Below are 21,198 nucleotides of genomic sequence, written 5' to 3'. Positions count from 1 at the left end.
GATGACGACATGGCTCATGTATCCGTGGCGGAGCGCCGCCCCCAACTGATCAAGGCCGCCATCGACCTGATGGCCAGGGAGGGCGTCGCCGCCGGCAGCACGCGCGCCATCGCCGCGGAGCTCGGTGTGGCACAGGCGACCGTGCACTACACCTTCGGCACGAAGGAAGATCTGTACCGGGCCGTCATGGAACAGCTCACCCAGGACCTCGTCGCCCAGGTGGAGCAGGCCGCGCCCACGGACGCGGGTTTCGAGGACACTGTCGTCACGCTCGCCGAGGCCCTGTGGCACACCGTGCTCGAACAGCCCGGGTCCTACCAGCTCCTCACGGAACTGTCCTTGTTCGCCCTGCGCACGCCCCATCTCCAGGACGCTCTGCAAGGCCACTACCGCGGCATCTCGGCCGTGACGGCGAAGCTGATCAGCGAGGCCGCCGAACGCACCGGCCACCAGCTCGCCCAGCCCGCCGAGACGATCGCGAGGTTCTTCCTCGCGGGCTTCGACGGGCTGACGATGCAGCACCTCACACTGCCGGACGAGGAGGCCGAACGGGCCTGCCTGCGGGCCCTGATCTCCGCCGTCCTGGCCATGACCTGAGGTCGCCCCCGGCCGGCGGGAAACGCGTCGAAAACCCTGTCGGCCGGGGCCGGGACAGACCGCCTCAACGAGCCGGGGCAGCCGGGGGGCTCCGGGTGCGGCGGGTGCGAGCGGCTGCGGGGACGCCACGGCAAGCAACGCCGTCACCCCGCCGGGAGTGTTATCCGGCGGGGTGCGTGGATCCCGGGCGACGGTTCAGGCGGTACCCGGACGCGGCGGCGATCAAGGATTTCTCGGTCGTGCGGTACAACAACCACTGGCTGATTTCCGAGGCGCTGGCCCACGCCCGACGGATGTACTACAGGGGAGTCTGCCCGGACCGCAGCAGGGGCGGCCGCGCACGGGCACCGGATCACCGGGGCCACCGCCTGCCACGTGGCCCGCGCCGGCGGCACCGTCGACCAGCTGACCCAACTGCCGGTTCCTTGGCGGTCTGCCGCTCACTGGCCGAGGGCCGCTGAACGCGCCGGATGATCAGCATGCCGATCCCGCCGGACACCAGGGCGAAGAAGGTCAGCAGGACGTAGAGGCCCGAGGGGCTCCATTCGATCAGTGCCGGAGTGACGAGTGCGAATCCCGACGCGGCGAAGCGGGCGACCGCCATGGTGGCCCCTGCACCGTGGCGCGTGCGGTCCGTCCCCGCGATTCGATCTGCCGTAGGCCGTGCGCTCGCCGGCCGCCTGTCAGCGGCTGACGCCGGAGCCCGGCGCTGTGCGGATCGGCGCCGATGAGCCGTAGCTCGATCCGGCGCCGTGCCCTCACGGTGTGCCGTTCCGCCGTCGCGCCGCGCGTCGTGTGGACCGGCGAGGGAGCAGCACCGGTTGCACGAGCCGACGCCGGTCCACGACGCCGCGGGCGTTGATGACAGCGAGCAGCAGGTCGACCGCTTCGGCGCCCACCCGGTCGGGGCGGAGGCTGACGGTGGTGACGGGCGGGGTGGTCGTCGCGTAGTCCGGATCCTCGCTGACGCACGCCACCAGCAGGTCGCCCGGCACCCGAAGACCGTGGTGCCGAGCGGCGGCGAGGATGTTGTGGCCGGAGTCGGAGTAGACGCCGATGACGGCGTCCGGTCTCGGATCATGGCTGAGCAGCCGGCTGACCGCGTGCTGTTCGGCCGTGAAGTAGTCGGGCAGCGAGGCGTACTCCTCCACGAGTGCGGGCGTGCGGTGTTCGTCGCACCAGGACCGGTAGGCATGCGCGATCAGGCGCGGGTACGCGTCGTCGTGAAGGGGCAGGGAGAGCCCGATCCGCCGGGCGCCGGACCGCGCGAGGTGGTCGAGCAGCAGGCGCAGGCCCGCTTCGTGGTCCGCGTCCACCCATGCGTCGCATCGACGCGGCTCGGGCGGCCTGCCTTCGCTGATCATCGGTACGCCACGCTCCCGCAGGATGGCACGCACCGGGTCGTCGGCGCGCGGTCCGCCGTGGATGACGCCGTCCAGCGGCGTGTTCAGCCACATCCACGGTGACATGGAACTCGGCATCGCCAGCAGCAGATAGCCACGCTCGTGCGCCGCCGACATCGCGCCGAGTGTCAGCTGGGCGTAGTACGGAATCTCGATGTACGGGACGGGCAGGTCGCCGTACGTCGTCATGGTCAGGCCGAGCACTCCGGTGCCCCCGCGGGCCAGAGCACGGGCCGTGCTGGCCGGGGCGTAACCGAGTTCCCGCGCCGCGGCAAGCACGCGCTGCCTGGTCGCCTCGGACAGCCGTCCGGTGCCGTTGAGCGCGTTCGACACCGTGGCCGTGGACACCCCTGCCCGTGCGGCCACGGCACCGAGTGTGGGACGCCGCCAAACAGGTGTGCTCTCCATGGGCACCCCAACTGCCGTGTGATCGCTTGCGGTCAAGAACGTAATCACTCACCGTACCGGGCGACGGCGACCCGGACCCGCCGCCGGGTGAGGAGTGATCTGATGCCAGATGTCCTCGACGACACCCTTGAGGGGCCCGTGGGCGGGCCGCTTCAGCGGCGGACGTTCGTGGCGGCGGCCGGGCGGGCGCCCTACGAGGCCCTGGCCCGCCGGTCGGGCCGACGGACGGCACACCATCACCTACGTCGCCGCGGGTCGGCTCCAGCCACACCGGGTACGCTCGGCGCTCCGACCGGTGGCGCATGAGGCGGGCTACACGGGCGTCGACCCCGACGGCGCGAACGGTGCCCCGTGTCCCGGCACGATCAGCGCCGGCCCGAGGGCCAGGACCTTCTCCCTGGCCGCTCGGAGCTGCTCGCGGTCGGGCGCGAAGGGGTCGTCGGCCGGTCCCTCGGCGGTCCACCACAGGTGGGTCAGGACCACCAGACCCTCGTCGGCCGTGACCAGGGTGCTGACGCCCTCGGCGGTGTGACCTGGTGTCGTCATGAGCGTGATCGACGGCGACAGCTGGTATCCGTCGGCATCACGGTCCTCCCAGATGTCGTTCTGGTAGATCGCCATGTGGTCGTGGAAACGGGCCTCGGCGAACAGGGCCGCGTTCAGCGTGTGGTCCGGGTGATGGTGGCTGAAGACCACGTCGGTGACGTCTTCGGGGTGCAGTCCGTGGTGCGCGAGCGGGTCCAGGATGAGACGGCGGTCCGCGACCATGCCGGGATCGACGACCGCGACCGTCTTGCCGTCGACGAGCAGGGTGACGGTACCGGCCACCCGCTCGTCGGCGTAGCCGGTGGTCAGGACGTGGAAGGCAGCGGTCATGAGGGTTCCTCGAGGATGGGTGTGGTGTGGGGCCGCACGAGCCGGTCACCGGGGAAGGAACGCCCGGGAGCCGGTGAGCGGGGTTCGGGACCAGTGTCGAGCGACGGTCTCTCGGGGCAGGGCGGAGACCACTCGCCGTGGACCTCGTCACGCCAGGCGCGGCGGCGGCCACCGATGCGGCGGCCGTGCGCACGCGTCCCGCCGCGTCGGTGCCACGGTTGAGGCGGCACTGGCGGTCGGTGGCCCAGCCGCCCACGGTCGGCCCGTCGGCCAGGCAGAGCGCTGCGGCGCGACTCCAGCTGCGTGAAGGCGATTCCTTCGACCGCCGCTACCTCTGCGAAAGCTCCGTAGCCGAACCCGTCACCGCCGAACGGCCGCCGTCAGGCCCCGGCTGCTTCGATGAACTCGCGCACGGCGCTGCGCGGGTCCCCCGAGCGGACCAGTGCCTCGCCGACCAGTACCACGTCGGCTCCCCAACCGCGGTACTCCGCGACATCCTTCGGGCCCGTCACTCCCGATTCCGCTACCCTCACCGTGCCTTCCGGGATGCCCGTCACGAGGTCGGCGAACACACCACGATCCACGTCCAGCGTCGTCAGGTCCCGCGCGTTGATGCCGAGGAGCTCGGCTCCTGCGGCGACGGCGCGCCGCACTTCGTCGGCCGTGTGCGCCTCCACGAGCGGCGTGAGACCCAACTCCCCGCACAGTCCCATCAGGTCGGCGAGCCGTCCGTCGTCCAGTGACACGACCATGAGAAGCGCGAGATCGGCTCCGTGAGCGCGGGCCTCCCACAGCTGATAGGGGTCGATGATGAAGTCCTTGCGCAGGACGGGCACGTCGACCCGGGCGCGTACGGCGTCCAGATCGGCGAGTGACCCGCCGAAACGCCTGCTCTCGGTCAGCACGCTGATCGCAGCGGCACCGCCCGCCGCGTACTGGACCGCGAGGGACGCAGGATCGGGAATGTCCGCCAGCGCCCCCTTGCTGGGGCTCCTTCGCTTCACCTCGGCGATGATGGACACCCCGGGCGACCGGAAGGCCGGCAGCGGGTCACGCGCGGGTGCCGCGTCCGCTGCCCGGGAGCGCAGCTCCGCCAACGGCGTCACACGCTTACGCTCCTCCAAGTCCTCGCGAACTCCCGCGAGGATCCCGTCAAGAACGCTCATAGTCCTCTCCCTGTCGAATCGTCTTGCACGGCCATGCGCAAGCCGTGGCCGGACACCGCCGCAGGCGGGGCTCAGGCCAGGCCGAACCGCTCGGCGTGCACTTGCCGGTGGGGAACCCCCAGCCCGCGCAGGGCGTTGAGCACGGCCGAGGTCATCGCGGGCGGACCGCAGACGTACACGTCCCGTTCGGTCATGTCGGGAACGAGGGCCCGGAGACTGTCCGGCTCGAACGGCGGACTCCCCTCCCCCGTGCGGCCGGTGAGCAGGTGCAGCTGCCCACCGTTGTCCGCGACCAGGGCTCGTACCTCGTCGACCAGCACGGCGTCGTTCTCGCTGCGCACCCGGTAGAGCACGACGACGTCGCCGGCCGGTTCCTCCTCCAGCAGCGCTCGAACCGGCGTGATCCCCACTCCTCCGGCGATCAGCAGGGCGCCGGGCCGCGTGCGGTGCAGCGACGTGAACGCCCCGTACGGCCCCTCGACGAACGCGCGGCTCCCGACCTGGACGTGCCGCAGCCCGGCGCTGGTGCTGCCGACCGCCTTGGCGGTCAGGCGCAACGTTCGGCCGTCGGGGGCCGCCGACAGGGAGAACGGATTGGCCAGCCACCAGTGGTTGTGCCCGGGGAACCGCCAGATGCAGAACTGGCCGGCCCGGGCCGGCAGCTTGTCGAGGTGGCGGCCGGTGACGCGTACCGACACCACGTCGTCCGACTCCGCCACCACCTCAGCGACCCGGAACCTGTGGTAGGCGTTGCGCCACAGAGGCATCACGATCCGCCCCGTGACCAGGGCACCGAACGCGAACAGCCACAGGGCCCACCAGTAGATTTTCGCGGGCCCGGAAGAGCTGAAGGTCGTGGTCTCCTGCAACTGGTGGACGAACGCCAGCCCCAACGCCAGGTACAGCAGCAGGTGCAGGCCGTGCCAGGTCTCGTACCGCAGCCGCTGCCTCACATACCGGGCGGAGACCGCGGCGACCACGACGACGATCGCCGCGGCCAGCATCCCGAGCAGGGAGGCCGGCACTCCGGCCAGCGCGAGGAACGTCTTCGTCATCGACGTGTCCTCGAGCCTCGCGTAGCCCAGCACCACCAGCACGGCGTGGGTGAGGATGGTCCACAACAGCGTGAAGCCGACCCACCGGTGCCACACCGTCAACCGGTCCATGCCGATACGGCGGTCGAGCCACGGCAGCCGGGCCACCAGCAGCAGCTGGAACAGCATCAGCACGGCGGCGTGCAGGCCGAAGAACTTGGCGACCGTGAGCACCCCGTTCTTGCCGGTTCCGGCGGTGAGGAACAAGACCTCGACGATCACCAAGTTGACGATGACAAAGGTCCACAGCGCCCACCGCGCCGCAACGACCGGAGGTAGGGTGCCTTGCCGCACCCGTGAAATCGTCGCCTCCACCGCTTCCCCTCTTGTCCATGTGACGCACACCGCGACAGGCACCGCGAGGCCGTGAGGACCCCGGCGTCCTCACGTGATGCTCCCGGCCGCCGTCGCCGGGTACGCTGGCTGATTAAAGTCTTAACCACAAGACATCACAAGGCTGTTCAGGTACATCGGCCCGGCTCTGAACGGCCCTCTTCACGGCGGGGACAGTGCGCTGATCCAGCATGACGGGGCAGCCGATCCCGGGTCGGTGCTCGCGGTCGATAAGCCATACATGGGATGTTCGCGGTCGACTCGGAGAAGAAGAGAACAGCAAGCAGGCCGCAGAAGCACCCATCGGCACGACGCAGCCCAAGAATGGCCCACGCGCACCGATCCTGACTCTGACATTCATGGGATGTTCCAGCCGCAATCGTGGTATCTATACGGATGCGCTTGTGGGCCGGTTCCGGCCGACCCGCTCGGTACAGGAGGGCCGGGGCAGAGGGGGACACCAGGCGGGCTCGGTGTTGTCAGTGCTCACAGCGCAAGAGACACCCCCACTCACGCCGTTCTGCCAGTACGTCAGGGCGGCCGCCGACGCCGAAGGGAAGGCGCTGCGGCCGAGCCGCTGACACGTACGGCGATCAGCCCCGCTGATTCAGCAATCACTCGCAGAAGAGGACGCTGCATGAGAAAGCCTTGGGTTCTACCCCTGATCGCCCTTGTCGCTGGCGCGCTCGGTGTGACAACGGCAGGTGCGGCCCCTGCCTCCGCCGCCTCCACAACGCCCTTGCGGGTCATGCCGTTGGGCGACTCGATAACCTGGGGCGTGGGAAGCAGTACGGGCAACGGCTACCGCGGCCCGTTGTGGGACAAGCTCGCGGCGGACGGCCATCCGCTGGACTTCGTCGGCACGCTGCGGGGCGGTTCGATGTCCGACCCCGACAACCAGGGCCACTCCGGGTACCGCATCGACCAGATCGCCGCACTCGCCGATGCCTCGCTGACCCGCTACCGGCCCAACGTCGTGACGCTGCACATCGGCACCAACGACCTCCAAGGCGCCTCCGAGGTCGACAGCGCCATCGCCCGGCTGAAGTCGCTGGTCAACCAGATCACCGCCGACGTCCCCGACGCAACCGTCCTCGTCGCCTCCCTGGTCGTGTCCACCAGCAGCTCGGAGGAGCGGTTCCGGGGCACGTACAACCAGGCCACCCGGAACATCGTCAGCGACGCACAGGCCGCGGGCAAACACGTCGGATTCGTCGACATGAGCAGCCTGACCACGGCCGACCTGGCCGACCCCCTGCACCCCAACGACTCGGGCTACCAGAAGATGGCGGACGCCTTCCACCGCGGCATCCGGTCCGCGGACAGCGCCGGGTGGCTGAAGAACCCCGCCCCCGCCCCGGCACGCGTACAGTCCGGAATCACCGGCAAGTGCATGGACGTCAACGGCGCCAACACCGCCGACGGGACCGCCGTCCAGACGTGGAACTGCGGCGACAGTGCCAACCAGTACTGGTCCGCCTACACCGACGGCACCCTGCGTTCCATGGGCAAGTGCCTCGACGCCGCCGGCGGGGCCACCGCCAACGGCACCAAGGTGCAGCTCTGGTCCTGCCACGGCGGCGCCAACCAGGTCTGGCAGCCGTACAACGGCGGCTACCGCAACCCCGCCTCCGGCCGCTGCCTCGATGTTCCGGGCTCCTCCACGGTCGACGGCACACAGCTCGTGCTGTGGGACTGCAACGGCGGTGCCAACCAGAAGTGGACCACTCTGACCGCCGGATGACCCCCGCTCCCGGGAGCTGAGCCCTCCCCGGGGCTCAGCTCCCGGGAGAACGTCCAGGCCCTTGACAGGAACAAAGGAATTACCTTGCCCTACAGCATCCGCGCGGGAGGTCTGGAACGGCACACCGCCGAAGAGATCCTCCGCATCGAGCCCTGGGGACCGGACGCCGTCCGCGTGCGGGCTTCGTCCGGGACCGTCGACCCCGCCGCGCCCGGCGCGCTGGAGAGCCCCTCGCCCTCCCCGCACGCCGAACTGTCCTTGTCGGACGACGGGTCCGCCCACCTGGTCAACGGCCGCATCGCCGTCGAGGCCGCGGCGGACGGCCGGCTGAGGTTCCTCCACGCCGCCTCGGGCCGTGAACTCCTCGCCGACAAGAGCCCGTACACCCACCACGCCGGCCCTCGCGTCTACGCGGCGGGCGGTCGGACGGAGCAGCACTTCGAGGGGTACGACGGTGAGCGACTGCACGGCCTGGGGCAGCATCTGCACGGACGCCTGGACCAGAAGGGCTGTGTGATCGACCTCGTCCAGGGCAACACCGTGGCCGCCGTCCCGTTTCTGCACTCCTCGCGCGGCTACGGACTGCTCTGGAACAACCCCGCCACCGGCCGCGTCGAACTGGGCGCCGACACCACCCGGTGGACGGCGGACGCCGGCGGGCGCGTCGACTACTGGATCACCGCCGGCGACGCCCCGGCCCAGATCATCGACACGTACACCCGGGCCAGTGGACGCCCGCCTCTCCTCCCCGAGTGGGCGTCCGGTTTCTGGCAGTCGAAACTGCGCTACCGCACCCAGGACGAACTCCTCGCGGTGGCACGGCAGTACAAGGAGCGCGGACTGCCGCTGTCGGTCATCGTCTGCGACTTCTTCCACTGGCCGAGGATGGGCGACTGGCGTTTCGAGGAGAGCGAATGGCCCGACCCCGCCGCCATGGTCGAGGAGCTGACGGACCTCGGGGTGAGACTTGCCGTCTCGGTGTGGCCCACCGTCGAGCCCGGCAGTGACACCCACGACGAGCTGCGATCGGCCGGACACCTCGTACGGGACTCCGGCGGCGGCCTGCTCACCTTCCCGTGGCCGTCCCGGCACAGCGGGGAAGCGCTGACACGCCCGATGGCGTACTACGACGCCACCCACCCCGGAGCACGCGCCGCGCTGTGGCAGCGGCTGGACGACAACTATCGTTCGCTGGGGGTGGGGTGCTTCTGGCTGGACGCCTGCGAGCCCGACCTGCCCAGGGAGGTCGCCGACCGCGCCGTCTACGCGGCCGGGCCGGCGGCCGAGGTCGCGAACCTCTACCCCGTGCTGCACACCCGCGCGGTGGCCGACGGCCTGCGCGCGGCGGGCGAGGACCGGCCGCTGTCGCTGGTCCGCTCCGCGTGGGCGGGCAGCCAGCGTCACGGGGCCCTGCTGTGGTCCGGCGACATCCCCACCACCTTCGACTCCCTCGCGCGCCAGATCAGGGCCGGGCTGAACGTCGCGATGAGCGGCATCCCCTGGTGGAACACCGACATCGGCGGCTTCGGCGGCGGCGACCCGGACGACCCCGCGTACCGTGAGCTGCTGATCCGGTGGTTCCAGTACGGCACCTTCAGCCCCGTCATGCGACTGCACGGGGACCGGAAGCCCAACCACCCCACCTTCTCGGCGGACATGACCGGCGGCCGGAACGAGGTCTGGTCCTACGGGGAGCAGGCGTACGGCATCCTCCGGGACCACCTGCTGCTGCGCGAGCGCCTGCGCCCGTACCTGATGAGGCTGTCCGAGGAGGCCCACCGCACCGGCGCACCGCCGATGCGCCCGCTGTTCTTCGACTTCCCCGAGGACGAGCGCGCCTGGGACGTGGACGACCAGTTCCTGCTCGGCCCCGACGTGCTGGTGGCACCCGTGTACGAGGCGGGCGCCCGGGCCCGCCGGGTGTATCTGCCGTCCGGCGCCCGCTGGCTCGACCTGGTCACCGGACATGGGAGGGAGGGAGGGACGGCGCTCGAAGTGGACGCCCCGCTGGAGCGCGTTCCCGTCTTCGTCCGCGAGGGGGCCTACGTCGCCGCTTTGCTCGGCTGACCTGCTTTGGCCGTAGGCCTGCTGATCACCGCGAAGGGGTACTCCCGCCAAGAAGGAGAGGAACCCCAGCCGACGTGCGGCTGGGGTTCCTCGCGGGTCAGCGTTGCAGGGTGAGCAGGCCCGGCCGGTACGGCAGTCGCACGTAGGGGGTGTCCGACGGTGTGGTGGGGGACAGGCCCTGGTAGAGGAACTGCAGGTTGCACGCGTCGACGGTCATGGTCTGGTCGGGGTTGTTGCGGACCAGGTCACCGTGGCTGATGCTGTTGGTCCAGGTGGCGCCGCTGTTGGCCTTGCCCGCGAAGGGGTTGCTCTCGGTGGCGGCCTGCGGGGTCCACGGACCGTCCAGGCTGGAGGCCGTGAACGACCGGAAGAAGCGGTCCTCATTCACACCGCGAGCCTCGACGATCATGAGGTACTGGTTCCGGCCCTGGACCTTGTAGACCTCCGGCGCCTCGAACAGGTTCTTCTCCGTATCGGTCATGACCGTCGTGTACGACGAGCCGAAGCTGCTCGGGAAGTTCCCGATCGGCATGGTCGACTTGAAGATGCCGCCCTTGTCATTGGCGAAGAACAGGTACATGTTCTGGCCGTCACCGATCAGGGTCGGGTCGATCGGGCCGCCGGTGGGGAGGCTGCCGGTGAACAGCGGCTGGGCCGCGGACCAGCCGTTGGGGTTGGTGGGGTCGCTCGACGTGCGGTAGACGAAGGGCCATTGGGTACCCCACCCATTCGAGGCCAGCACCCATATCTTCTTGGGCGCGAAGTAGAACAGCTTGGGCGCCACCGCGGACTGGCTCATGCCGGTCTGTCCGGCCGTCGCCATGTCCGACCAGTTCGTGAAGGGGCTGAAGCCCATCGATTGCCAGTTGCCGTCGGAGTACGTCGCGTAGACCAGGTGCTTGCCGTTGTACGTCGTGGTGGTGAAGTCCTTCAGCGAGAGCCACCCGTTGGCCGGCTGCGCCAGCGGCCCCGTCGAGCTCCACCGGTACGTCGACGGAAGAGCACAGGAGTTGGTCGTCCCGGACAGGCCGGTCCACTTCTGGTTGCTGCCGCCGGTGCAGTTCCACAGCTGCACCGCCGTGCCGTTGGCCGTGGCGCCGCCGCTGACGTCCAGGCACAGCCCGGACTCCACAGCGACGACCGTGCCGTCGGAGTTCACCCGCCACTGCTGGTTCGTACCGCCGTTGCAGGACCAGATCACCGGCCGGGTACCGGCCGTGGTGGCGTGGCCCGGGACATCGAGGCACTTGTTGCCGTACACGGTCAGCTGGTTGCTGTCCGTGAGCGTCCACTGCTGGTTGGTCCCGCCTGTGCAGTCCCAGATCTGCACGTTCGTGCCGTCGGTCTGGCCGGCGCCCGGCACATCGAGACACCGGCCGGAACCCACACCGCGCAGGGCGCCGCTGGTGGCCGCCTGAGCCGGGTTGGCGACGAGCATCGCCGCCAACGAGACCAGGACCGCAACCGTGGCGGCCAGGCCCGCAGGCAGGTGTCTGCGGCTGAAACTTCGTCTGTGCATGGGGGCCTCGTCTTCCTTGAGTGAGCTCGCGTGATTCGGGGGTGTTCGATCAGGGGCGTCAGGAGACGGTGAACAGCTGGTGGTCGGCGCCGTCGTACGGGCGTTGCTCCAACCGGTCGCCCTGGGCGGCGCCCGCGGTGAGGTAGAGACCGCTGTGGCGATTGAGGAGCCGGATACGGCCGTTGCCCGCGTCTTCCGCCAGCCATTCGTCGTTGGTGTTCGCGTTGGCTTCGTACGGGTACTGGATGGCCTTCGCGCCCGCGTCGCGTGAGGCCCACTGGACGACGACGTCCTTGTCGCTCGCCTGGTTGACGATCCGCGTGTATCCGTCGCCGAGGGGCACGAACGCGAAGCGCTGGTTGGTGCCGCCGGTGCCGGGCCAGCGGATGATCTCGGCGTCGTCCGCGAGGCTTGCGCCCTTCACGTCGAGTACGTGGCTGCTGCCGGCGACGGTCACCGTGCGGTTCCCGGTCGGGATGGCGGGGACCTTGGTCAGCTTGACCACGTGGCCGCCGCCCGCGACCGCCGGGACGCTCAGCGTGTCACCGGCCTGGATGACCTTGCTGGTGCGGGTCAGGCCGGTGGAGCCGTCGGTGGTGATCTCCGCGTGCCAGGTGCCGGAGCCGAGGAACGTGGTCGGGTAGCTGATGGTGGTGGCGCCGCCGCGCCGGAAAGCCCCGACGAACCAACGGTCGCCGTCGCGGCGCGCGATGACCCCTCCGGTGAGCGGGTCGCCGGAGACGTACTTCGTCTCGTCCCACGCGGTCGGCAGCATGCGCATCCACCGCTGTGCCTCGGGCCGGGCCTGGTAGTCCGAGATGCGGCTGCCGGGCAGCATGATGCCGCTGTCCAGGAGTACGCCGAGGGCGAGTTCGGCGGCGTCGCTGTTCGGGTTGCGCTGCTGGAAGCTCATCGGCGAGTAGTCGGCCGGGCCCAGGAGGCCGCGAGTGAACGGGAGTGCGGCCACGTGCCCGATGTCCCGGCCCCCGGGGTACTCCTCGCCGCGGACGGCCTCGTTGGTCAGCACGTGCGGCCAGGTGCGGTGGACGCCGACGGACAGGCGCGAGCCGTGCAGGTCGACCATCAACTTGTACCGGGCGGTGTCGGCCAGGGCCGCGTCGTACCACTGCTGACGGGCCTGGCTCTCGGACCCCATGAAGTCCATCTTGACGCCGACGACACCCCACCCGGTGATCTTGGTGAACTGGGCTTCCCGCTCGGCGGCCGTGTCCAGGTCCTGCCAGTGGTACCAGAGCATGATCCGCACGCCGCGGTCCCGGGCGTAGGCCACGAGCTCGGGAATGATCGCCTGGTTGTCCTTCCACCCGTCGTCCACCAGAAGGTAGGGCCAGCCCTGCGAGGAGGCGTAGTCGGCCCACTGCTTGAGCTTGGTCAGGTCGCGCTGGGTGTCCCACATGCCGTCCAGCCACGGCCACGCGGCGACACCGGGCTTGATCCACGAGGTGTCGGAGATCTTCGACGCGGGCGCGACGTCGTCGACCAGCGTGGACTCCACGACCGTCGCCGTGCTGCCGATGGCGGCGGTGCGCCACGCTGTGGTGAACGCGCCGGACCGCACGATCTGCGCGTCGGCCAGCGCGACGGTGAACCGGCCGGTGCCCTGGGTGTGGGTGAACTGGCCACCCGAGTAGTTGCCGTCCACACCGGACTCGGCGAGCAACACCCGTGCGCCGTTGGTCTGTTGGGCGAACATGCCCATGTCGTAGGAGCCCGTCGGGACGTCGGCGACCGTGGAGGTCGCATAACCCCTCTCGTGATCGGGACTGAACACCTGCCGGGACAACTGGGCGTCGGTCGGCAGTTCGAACGACGTCGCCTCTCTCAGCACCGTCGCACCCGACGGCAGCTCGTAGCGCAGCGCCATACCGTCCGCGGACGTGCGGACGTGCACGGTCATCTGCGCGGAGCCCTTCGCGAACACCAGTCTCGTCTCGGTCGCGGAGCGCGCCCGGACGCGGGACTTCCCCGCTTTGACCTCGTAGTCGTACGAGACGGGCGTATCCGTGCGTCTGACGAAGTCCAGTCCGGTGGTGAAGTCGGCCTGGCTGGTCACCAGCCCGATCGGAGCGGGTAGCAGGGCTTGGCGGCAGTTCCAGCTCGCGCCGAGCGAGAGGGCTCCGTTCACGTCCAGCGCCACGGTGGCGCGCACGCCGTCACAGCCGCTCTGTGCAACACCGGGCTGGACCGAGGTCCAGCTCCCCGGCGTGGCGGCGGACGCGGGCACCGCGGTGACCGAGCCCAGGCCGGCGAGGACGGCGGCGGCCGTACCGGCGACTCGAACCCCGCTTCGTTGGAGGAGTCTCATGTGGCCTTCCGGTGGTTGCAGGTGGTCCGCCGCACATCGCTCGCGCCGGGATTCGGAGGGAGATTGCCTTTACATCCCATCACTGTCAAGGGACAAGTCCCCCAAATCCTGGAGTTGGCCTTCAGCTAGGGCTTACCTCACGACTTTTGATGGGATGTATGGCGCTCGCTGCCTGCCGGTGGCAGGTCAGTTCGTGACGCGGAAGGTGGCGTCGCTGCGTCCTGTCGTGGTGGTGATCGGGTCGAGGCGCAGTTGGTAGGCGTAGTGGCGGATGTAGCGATCGGGGTGGTTGTAGGACTGGAAGGAGGACCAGGTCGAGTCGGCGAGTCCGGCGACCTGACGGAAGGTGGCGTCCCCGGCGAACTGGGCGGTGCCGTCGTTGCGGACCAGTTGGAAGTCGTTGTTGACGTGCCGCAGGAAGTAGCCTCGGTAGTTCACCGACTCGAAGGAGACGGTGCCGGAGCCCGCAAGGCCGGGCCGCAGCCGGAACTGGGCGTCGGGGCCGGTGATGTTCTGGTCGATGCGCACGTCGAAGGCGGCGTGGCGCACGTACCGGTCCTGGAAGTTGTACGACTGCAGCCGCTTGGCCGGGATGTCGCTCCAGCGGGCGAGGACGCGGGACTCCTCGGCGGCCGTGAGGTTCAGGATCGAGCCGTGGCGCTTCTTGAGTGCGCCCATGTCGTAGCTTCCCGCCGTCGGCATCTGGTAGGTGCCGGGGGCGGAGGGGTTGGTCGTCGTGACGGGCATGTAACCGCGTCCGGAGGAGTACTGGTCGAGGTAGAGCGCCCACTCGTTGCGGTCGCGGAACTTCATCCACATCGGGCCCTCGACCTGGGCGCCGGTCAGGCCGATGCCGGAGAGGTCGCCGAGGTTCGTCCAGGTGCCGAGGATCGAGTTGCTGCCTTCGAGGGTGATCTGGCCGTCGCCGGAGGCGCGCACGTAGCGGTAGTTGCCGACGCCGGCGGGCATCTCGACGATCTGGGTGTCGATGATCTCCTGCATGCCGGGGCGCTCGATGTAGATCTGCGGGGTGGTGATGGTGCGGAAGTCGCTGGTGTGGGCGTAGTAGATGCGGTGCTTCTTCACGCCGTTGACAGGCTTGTTCGTCGCCCAGTACAGGACGTAGTTGTTGGTGGCCGGGTCGAAGTGCGCTTCCGGCGCCCAGGCGTTGCGTCCGTCGGGGATCGCGCCGGCGACGTCGAGCAGCCACGGCTCCGACCAGTTGATCAGGTCCGTCGACTCCCACACCACGAGGTTGCGGCTGCCGTTGTACACGGCGGTCTCCCAGTTCTGGCCGCAGCTGATGCACAGGTCGGTCGCGATGATCCAGTACTTGCCGCCGTCGGGGGATCTCACGAGTGCGGGGTCACGCACCCCCTTCGTGCCGACCGTGGAGCGCAGGATCGGCGCCCCGCCGTTGAGGTCGTTCCAGTGGAGACCGTCCGCGCTGTGCGAGAGGTACATCTGCTGACCGTTCGCCCCCTCCCCGGTGAAGTGCAGCATCAGGTAGCCCGGGTCGGCGGCGGCTGCCCGCTGCGGTGTGACCAGAGCTTGGCCTGTGAAGAGCAGGCATACGGCGAGCAACATCACCGACAGCCGGGCGCGAAGCGCGGACATCCACATCTCCTGTCGTTGAGCCCAGGGCGGGCTACCGCACGACGCGAAAGAGCCGACTGGATCCCGGTGAGCGAGGGTGTCTCCTGCGTCCTGTTCTCGTGCGACTCCCGGTGGTCGGGCCGGGGGCGGCCTCCGTAGCGAACTCGCTGTCACACCAGTCGAGTTGTGCGGTATATCGAATGGCGTTCGTAAGATCGGGCAGACATTAAGTGGGCGAAACAGGGTGCGTCAATACGTCCGACATCCGCCGCACTCCCCCGACTCGATCGCGCGCATGCCGCACTCAGGCTCGCCTTTCGGAAGTGCTCCGAGCGCCGCCGACGCCAGGCATGCCTTTGTGACAGAAGCGTTGACCTGGACAGGTGCAGGACCTATCTTCTGGCCGAGTTTACGAACGGTGTTCGAAATACCGGCAAGGTGCGAACAGACGGTATCTCCGCACCATCAGCACCAGAGGGAGCACTCCGTGAGACCTGCGCTCACCCGTCGAACGGTCCTCGGCATGATCGCCGGCTCGGCAGCCGCCACCTTCACCGGTGTCTCGGCCGGCCCCGCCCACGCCGCCGTGCCCGCGTCACCCGGTGTGACGTACACGAACACCATCGCCGAGCAGCGGGCCGACCCGCACATCTTCAAACACACGGACGGTTTCTACTACTTCACCGCCACGGTGCCGGCGTACGACCGGATCGTGCTGCGCCGGGCCACCACGATCCAGGGGCTCACGTCGGCCCCAGAGACGACCATCTGGACCAAGCACGCCACCGGTGAAATGGGCGCCCACATCTGGGCCCCGGAGATCCACTTCATCGACGGCAAGTGGTACATCTACTTCGCCGCAGGCGCCGCGAACGACATCTGGCGGATCCGGCCGTACGTCCTGGAGTGCACGGCCGCGAACCCGATCACGGGCACCTGGACGGAGAAGGGCCGTATCGCGCTGCCGCTGGACACCTTCTCCCTGGACGCGACGACCTTCGCCGTGAACGGCAACCGCTACCTCTCCTGGGCGCAGAACGACCCGGCCGTCGGCCGCGGCACCAACATCTACATAGCGCGCATGTCCAGCCCGTGGACCATCACCGGCACTCCGGTCATGATCAGCCGGCCGACCGCCTCGTGGGAGACCGCAGGAGGCGAGACGGTCAACGAGGGCCCGGCCGTGATCCAGCGGGGCGGCAAGGTCTTCATGACCTTCTCGGCCAGCGCCACCGACGCCAACTACTGCATGGGCATGCTGACCGCGTCCGCCTCCGCCAACCTGCTGAGCGCGTCGTCGTGGGCCAAGAGCGCCGGCCCGGTCTTCGCCAGCAACGCCGCCACCAGCCAGTACGGCCCCGGGCACAACCAGTTCACGGTCTCCGAGGACGGCAAGTCGGACATCCTCGTCTACCACGACCGTAGCTACAGGGACATCAGCGGTTCCCCGCTCAACGACCCCAACCGGCGCACCCGCGTCCAGAAGATCTACTGGAAGGCCGACGGCACCCCCGACTTCGGCATCCCGGTCGCCGACGGTCTCACCCCGATCCGGCTCTCCTCGTACAACTTCCCCGACCGGTTCATCCGCCACTGGGAGTACCGCGCCAAGATCGAACCGAACGTCTCGCCGCTCGCCGACTCGCAGTTCCGCTTGGTCACCGGTCTCGCCGGCAGCAGCACCGTCTCGCTGGAGTCGGCGAACTTCCCCGGCTACTTCCTGCGCCACAAGAACTCAGCTGTGTGGGTGGAGAAGAACGACGGGACGTCGCTGTTCGCCGGTGACGCCTCCTTCACCGCCCGGGCCGGCCTGGCGGACTCCGCCGGCATCTCGTACGAGTCGTACAACCTCCCGGGCCGCTACATCCGGCACTACGACTACCTGCTGCAGGTCCAGGCTCTCAGCACGGCGACCGACCGGGCCGACGCCACCTTCTACACCCAGTGAGCCACAACCGCGGCCTGTTACCCCGCGGGCAGCTCCGACGGACTCTCTCGTCACGAAAGGGTGCAAGATGTCTTACTCCGTCAGCAGACGGCGCCTCCTGCAAGCAGCCGGGGCCACCGCCGCCGCGTCTGCCACCGGATCCTTCTTCGGCAGTTCTCCCGCCCATGCGGCCATACCCCCCGCACGGGCCGACATCGGTGTCTCCGCGCACCCCTTCGAACTCGGCCAGGTCCGGCTCACCGCAAGCCGGTGGCTGGACAACCAGGACCGTACGCGCAACTACCTGCGGTTCGTCGATGTCGACCGGCTGCTGTACAACTTCCGCGCCAACCACCGGCTGTCCACCAACGGCGCGGCCGCCAACGGCGGCTGGGACGCGCCGGACTTCCCCTTCCGCACCCACGTCCAAGGGCACTTCCTCACGGCATGGGCACAGCTGTACGCCGTGACCGGGGACACCACCTGCCGGGACAAGGCCACCACCATGGTCGCGGAGTTGGCCAAATGCCAAGCCAACAACAGCACCGCCGGTTTCAACGCCGGGTACCTCTCCGGCTATCCCGAGTCCGACTTCACCGCTCTCGAGCAGCGGACCCTGAGCAACGGCAATGTGCCGTACTACACCATCCACAAGACCCTCGTCGGCCTGCTGGACGTATGGCGCCACATCGGCAGCACGCAAGCCCGTGACGTGCTGCTCGCCCTGGCGGGTTGGGTCGACTGGCGCACCGGCCGCCTGAGCGGCCAGCAGATGCAGGCCATGCTGCAGACCGAGTTCGGCGGCATGAACACCGTGCTGACCGATCTCTACCAGCAGACAGGCGACGCGCGGTGGCTCACCGTCGCCCGGCGGTTCGACCACGCCGCCGTGTTCGACCCCCTGGCCGCAGGCCAGGACCAGCTCAGCGGACTGCACGCGAACACTCAGGTACCCAAGTGGATCGGGGCCGCCCGGGAGTACAAGGCCACCGGCACGACCCGCTACCGGGACATCGCCACCAACGCCTGGAACATCTGCGTCAACTCGCACACCTATGCCATCGGCGGCAACAGCCAGGCCGAGCACTTCCGCGCCCCGAACGCCATCGCCGGCTTCCTGAACAAGGACACGTGCGAAAGCTGCAACACCTTCAACATGCTCACCCTCACCCGGGAACTCTTCGCCCTGGACCCGAACCGGGTGGCGCTGTTCGACTACTACGAGCGGGCCTGGCTGAACCAGATGATCGGCCAGCAGAACCCGGCCGACGACCACGGCCATGTCACCTACTTCACCCCGCTCAACCCGGGCGGCCGACGCGGTGTGGGCCCGGCGTGGGGCGGCGGCACCTGGAGCACCGACTACGGCACCTTCTGGTGCTGCCAGGGCACGGGCCTGGAGATGCACACCAGGCTGATGGACTCCATCTACTTCCGCAGCGACAACACGCTGATCGTGAACATGTTCGTGCCCTCGGTGCTCAACTGGTCGGAGCGCGGAATCACGGTCACCCAGACCACGTCGTACCCGAACAGCGACACCACGACCCTGCACGTCACCGGCAACGCCAGCGGAACCTGGGCCATGCGCATCCGCATCCCGAGCTGGACCACCGGGGCCACTGTCAGCGTCAACGGCGTCGCGCAGACCATCACCACCACCCCCGGCAGCTACGCCACCCTCAGCCGCTCGTGGGCCTCCGGCGACACGGTGACCGTCCGCCTGCCCATGCGGGTCATCATGCGAGCGGCCAACGACAACGCGAACGTCGCCGCGATCACCTACGGCCCGGTGGTCCTGTCCGGCAACTACGGCAACTCCGCGCTCAGCTCCCTCCCGTCGCTGAACACGTCCTCGATCACACGGACCAGCAGCAGTTCGCTCGCCTTCACCGCCACCGCCAACGGCTCCACCGTTAACCTGGGCCCGTTCCACGACGCGCACGGCCACAACTACACCGTCTACTGGAACACCAGCGGAACCGTCCGTCTCGCCAACGTGGGCAGCGGTCTCGTGCTGGGCATCCAGAACATGTCCACGGCCGACGGTGGCCGCGCTCTGCAGTGGCACGACTCGGGCACCGCCGACCACGACTGGCAAATGATCACCGACGGAAACGCGGTCCGCTTCCGCAATGCCCACAGCGGCAAGGTGCTCGGCGTTCAGGACATGTCCACGACAGATGGTGCGACGGTCCTGCAGTGGTCGGACAACGGCACCGCCGACCACAGATGGACGCTGCTCGACCAGGGAGACGGGACTTACAAGATCCGCAACGTGCACAGCGGCAAGTTGCTCGCCATCGCGGACAACTCCACCGCTGTCGGCGCGTTCGCGGTCCAGGACTCGGACAACGGCACTGCCGACAACCGGTGGCGCATCTTGAGAGATTAGGGCCTGTGTGACGCTGTCGTCCCGAAAGGGAGAGGTGCGCCTGAGCGCAGGTGTTCCCTCAGCCACTGCTCGGTGTTGCTCACGTGCAGCAGCGCGGCGGCCTGGCTGAGGGCGGCGTCGCGGGTGGACAGGGCGTTGAAGATCGCCTCGTGCTCGGCCAGGGTGCGGCCCGCCGCCTTGTCGTCGACCAGACCGCGCCAGATGCGGGCGCGCAGGGTGCGGCCGGAGATCCCTTCCAGGAGGGTGAGGAGGGTCTCGTTGCCCGTCGCCGAGACGACGGCGCGGTGGAAGGCGGCGTCGTGGGCGTTGAGCCGTTCGACGTCGTCGCGGGCCTCGCGCATGGCGTCCAGGTGCCGCTTCACCTCGGCCAGCTGAGCGTCGGAGATCCGGGTGGCGGCAAGGGCCGTGGCCATCGGTTCGAGGAGTCGCCGTACCTCCATGAGGTCCTGCAGGGCGACCGAGTCACCCTGCAGGAGTTCCACCGCACCGCCGAGCCCCTCCAGGAGCAGACTCGGCTGCAGGCTGGTCACATACGTGCCGTCGCCGCGCCTGACCTCCAGGACCCGGGCCACGGCCAGGGCCTTGACCGCTTCGCGGGCGAGGTTGCGGGACAGGCCCAGCTGGGCGGCCAGGTCCGGCTCCGGCGGTAGCTTCGACCCCGGAGGCAGGGCACCGGTCCGGATCAGCTCACGGATCTGCTCGATGGCCTTGTCCGTCAGAGACACCGCACATCCCTCCCCCCACCGTGCCCCGCGAGCACGTCCGACCTGATCAGCCCCTGCGCGCGCAGATCGTCCCAGAGACTGTCGGGGACGCGCTGATCATGGAGTTCCACGTTTCGTCCGACCTGTTCCGGAGTCCGCATGCCGAGGGTGACGTTGATGATACTGGGATGCGTGTGCGGGAAGGCGATCGCGGCGGCGGGGAGGGTGGCCCCGTGCGCCTCGCAGACCTCGGCGATCGCCCGAGCGCGGGCGACCAGGGCCGACGGGGCGTCCCGGTAGTCGTACTTCATGCCCTCGGCGGGCCGGTCGCGGGAGAGCAGTCCCGAGTTGAACACGCCCACCGCCACGACGCTCTTTCCGAGTTCCCGCGCGGCAGGCAGGACGTCGTCCAGCGCCGACTGGTCGAGGAGTGTGTAGCGCCCGGCGAGCATGACCACGTCGGCGGCCGTCTCGCGCAGGAAACGGGCGAGCATCGCCGACTGGTTCATGCCGGCGCCGATCGCGCCGATGACGCCCTGGTCGCGCAGTTCGGCGAGGGTGGGCATGGCCTCCTCGGCCGCCTGCCGCCAGTGGTCGTCCGGATCGTGCAGGTAGACGATGTCGAGGCGGTCCAGGCCGGTGCGCTCCAGCGTGTCCTCGATGGAGCGGAGCACGCCGTCGCGGCTGAAGTCCCACTGCCGGCGCAGGTCGTCCCGTACGACGAAGCCCTCGGTGTCGACGCCGCGCGGTTCCTCGTTGGGCACCAGCAGCCTGCCCACCTTGGAGGAGATGACGTACGCGTCGCGCGGACGGCCGCGCAGGGCGGCGCCCAGGCGGCGCTCGGAGAGGCCGAGGCCGTAGTGGGGTGCGGTGTCGAAATACCGCAGGCCGGCCTCCCAGGCCGCGTCGACGGCGGCTGTCGCGTCGTCGACCGGGGTGACGCGGTAGAGGTTGCCGATCACGGACGCCCCGAAGCCGAGCTCGGTGAGGGAGACGGAGGTGTTCTGGATCTTCCGCTGGTGCAAGACGTGCTCCTGGGATAC

At 69.2% G+C, this 21,198-nt stretch carries 14 protein-coding genes; 5 read left to right on the top strand and 9 right to left on the bottom strand.

Annotation, left to right across the window (positions count from 1 at the left end):
* Nucleotides 1-9: 9 nt before the first annotated feature.
* Complete coding sequence (locus GTY47_RS03345) at nucleotides 10-597, top strand: TetR/AcrR family transcriptional regulator (protein WP_029181083.1); 588 nt, start codon at nucleotides 10-12, stop codon at nucleotides 595-597.
* A gap of 758 nt (nucleotides 598-1,355) precedes the next feature.
* On the opposite strand, the gene GTY47_RS03340 is transcribed toward GTY47_RS03345, so the two are convergent.
* The 4 genes from GTY47_RS03340 to GTY47_RS03325 all read right to left on the bottom strand — a co-directional run bounded on the left by GTY47_RS03340 (nucleotide 1,356) and on the right by GTY47_RS03325 (nucleotide 5,838).
* Nucleotides 1,356-2,366 (bottom strand): LacI family DNA-binding transcriptional regulator, encoded by a 1,011-nt coding sequence (locus GTY47_RS03340; protein WP_029181082.1) that lies wholly within the window; start codon nucleotides 2,364-2,366, stop codon nucleotides 1,356-1,358.
* A 354-nt stretch (nucleotides 2,367-2,720) separates the two neighbouring features.
* Entirely contained in the window at nucleotides 2,721-3,284 is a 564-nt protein-coding gene (locus tag GTY47_RS03335) for an MBL fold metallo-hydrolase (protein WP_010038531.1), read from the bottom strand.
* Nucleotides 3,285-3,664: 380 nt separating this feature from the next.
* Nucleotides 3,665-4,450, bottom strand: a complete 786-nt coding sequence (gene trpC / locus GTY47_RS03330; RefSeq protein WP_029181081.1) for an indole-3-glycerol phosphate synthase TrpC — start codon at nucleotides 4,448-4,450, stop codon at nucleotides 3,665-3,667.
* A 71-nt stretch (nucleotides 4,451-4,521) separates the two neighbouring features.
* Complete coding sequence (locus tag GTY47_RS03325; protein WP_029181080.1) at nucleotides 4,522-5,838, bottom strand: ferredoxin reductase family protein; 1,317 nt, start codon at nucleotides 5,836-5,838, stop codon at nucleotides 4,522-4,524.
* 676 nt (nucleotides 5,839-6,514) lie between these two features.
* Here GTY47_RS03325 and GTY47_RS03320 point away from each other — a divergent pair.
* On the top strand, nucleotides 6,515-7,621 hold the full coding sequence (locus tag GTY47_RS03320; RefSeq protein WP_029181079.1) for a ricin-type beta-trefoil lectin domain protein: 1,107 nt from the start codon (nucleotides 6,515-6,517) through the stop codon (nucleotides 7,619-7,621).
* Nucleotides 7,622-7,705: 84 nt separating this feature from the next.
* Complete coding sequence (locus GTY47_RS03315; protein WP_010038523.1) at nucleotides 7,706-9,688, top strand: TIM-barrel domain-containing protein; 1,983 nt, start codon at nucleotides 7,706-7,708, stop codon at nucleotides 9,686-9,688.
* Nucleotides 9,689-9,785: 97 nt separating this feature from the next.
* On the opposite strand, the gene GTY47_RS03310 is transcribed toward GTY47_RS03315, so the two are convergent.
* The 3 genes from GTY47_RS03310 to GTY47_RS03300 form a co-directional block, all read right to left on the bottom strand.
* Nucleotides 9,786-11,207, bottom strand: coding sequence for a non-reducing end alpha-L-arabinofuranosidase family hydrolase (locus tag GTY47_RS03310; RefSeq protein ID WP_029181078.1), 1,422 nt, complete (start codon nucleotides 11,205-11,207; stop codon nucleotides 9,786-9,788).
* Between the two features lie 58 nt (nucleotides 11,208-11,265).
* Nucleotides 11,266-13,533 (bottom strand): glycoside hydrolase family 97 catalytic domain-containing protein, encoded by a 2,268-nt coding sequence (locus GTY47_RS03305; protein WP_010038518.1) that lies wholly within the window; start codon nucleotides 13,531-13,533, stop codon nucleotides 11,266-11,268.
* 186 nt (nucleotides 13,534-13,719) lie between these two features.
* Nucleotides 13,720-15,150 (bottom strand): glycoside hydrolase family 43 protein, encoded by a 1,431-nt coding sequence (locus tag GTY47_RS03300; RefSeq protein ID WP_029181077.1) that lies wholly within the window; start codon nucleotides 15,148-15,150, stop codon nucleotides 13,720-13,722.
* Nucleotides 15,151-15,652: 502 nt separating this feature from the next.
* Between GTY47_RS03300 and GTY47_RS03295 the strand changes: the two genes are divergently transcribed.
* Both GTY47_RS03295 and GTY47_RS03290 read left to right on the top strand, forming a co-directional pair.
* The gene (locus GTY47_RS03295; RefSeq protein WP_010038514.1) at nucleotides 15,653-17,077 is read left to right on the top strand and encodes a family 43 glycosylhydrolase; all 1,425 of its coding nucleotides are present in this window, start codon (nucleotides 15,653-15,655) and stop codon (nucleotides 17,075-17,077) included.
* Between the two features lie 67 nt (nucleotides 17,078-17,144).
* Nucleotides 17,145-19,451 (top strand): beta-L-arabinofuranosidase domain-containing protein, encoded by a 2,307-nt coding sequence (locus GTY47_RS03290; RefSeq protein ID WP_010038511.1) that lies wholly within the window; start codon nucleotides 17,145-17,147, stop codon nucleotides 19,449-19,451.
* Here GTY47_RS03290 and GTY47_RS03285 read toward each other — a convergent pair.
* Nucleotides 19,448-20,176, bottom strand: a complete 729-nt coding sequence (locus GTY47_RS03285; RefSeq protein ID WP_010038509.1) for a FadR/GntR family transcriptional regulator — start codon at nucleotides 20,174-20,176, stop codon at nucleotides 19,448-19,450. The two genes, GTY47_RS03290 and GTY47_RS03285, sit on opposite strands and share 4 nt — an antisense overlap.
* Nucleotides 20,167-21,180, bottom strand: a complete 1,014-nt coding sequence (locus tag GTY47_RS03280) for an aldo/keto reductase (RefSeq protein WP_010038508.1) — start codon at nucleotides 21,178-21,180, stop codon at nucleotides 20,167-20,169. The genes GTY47_RS03285 and GTY47_RS03280 overlap by 10 nt, the downstream gene beginning before the upstream one ends.
* Between the last annotated feature and the right edge of the window lie 18 nt (nucleotides 21,181-21,198).

The organism is Streptomyces sp. SID5464, from assembly GCF_009862985.1.
Classification (GTDB): domain Bacteria; phylum Actinomycetota; class Actinomycetes; order Streptomycetales; family Streptomycetaceae; genus Streptomyces; species Streptomyces chartreusis_D.
This window is presented reverse-complemented; position numbering and strand designations above follow the sequence as displayed.

Bases quoted from the DNA above. Each gene is read 5' to 3' on its own strand.
- GTY47_RS03345 (WP_029181083.1), top strand. From the start codon at position 10: ATGGCTCATGTATCCGTGGCGGAGCGCCGCCCCCAACTGATCAAGGCC.
- GTY47_RS03335 (WP_010038531.1), bottom strand. From the start codon at position 3,284: ATGACCGCTGCCTTCCACGTCCTGACCACCGGCTACGCCGACGAGCGG.
- trpC (WP_029181081.1), bottom strand. From the start codon at position 4,450: ATGAGCGTTCTTGACGGGATCCTCGCGGGAGTTCGCGAGGACTTGGAG.
- GTY47_RS03320 (WP_029181079.1), top strand. From the start codon at position 6,515: ATGAGAAAGCCTTGGGTTCTACCCCTGATCGCCCTTGTCGCTGGCGCG.
- GTY47_RS03310 (WP_029181078.1), bottom strand. From the start codon at position 11,207: ATGCACAGACGAAGTTTCAGCCGCAGACACCTGCCTGCGGGCCTGGCC.
- GTY47_RS03305 (WP_010038518.1), bottom strand. From the start codon at position 13,533: ATGAGACTCCTCCAACGAAGCGGGGTTCGAGTCGCCGGTACGGCCGCC.
- GTY47_RS03300 (WP_029181077.1), bottom strand. From the start codon at position 15,150: ATGTCCGCGCTTCGCGCCCGGCTGTCGGTGATGTTGCTCGCCGTATGC.
- GTY47_RS03295 (WP_010038514.1), top strand. From the start codon at position 15,653: ATGATCGCCGGCTCGGCAGCCGCCACCTTCACCGGTGTCTCGGCCGGC.
- GTY47_RS03290 (WP_010038511.1), top strand. From the start codon at position 17,145: ATGTCTTACTCCGTCAGCAGACGGCGCCTCCTGCAAGCAGCCGGGGCC.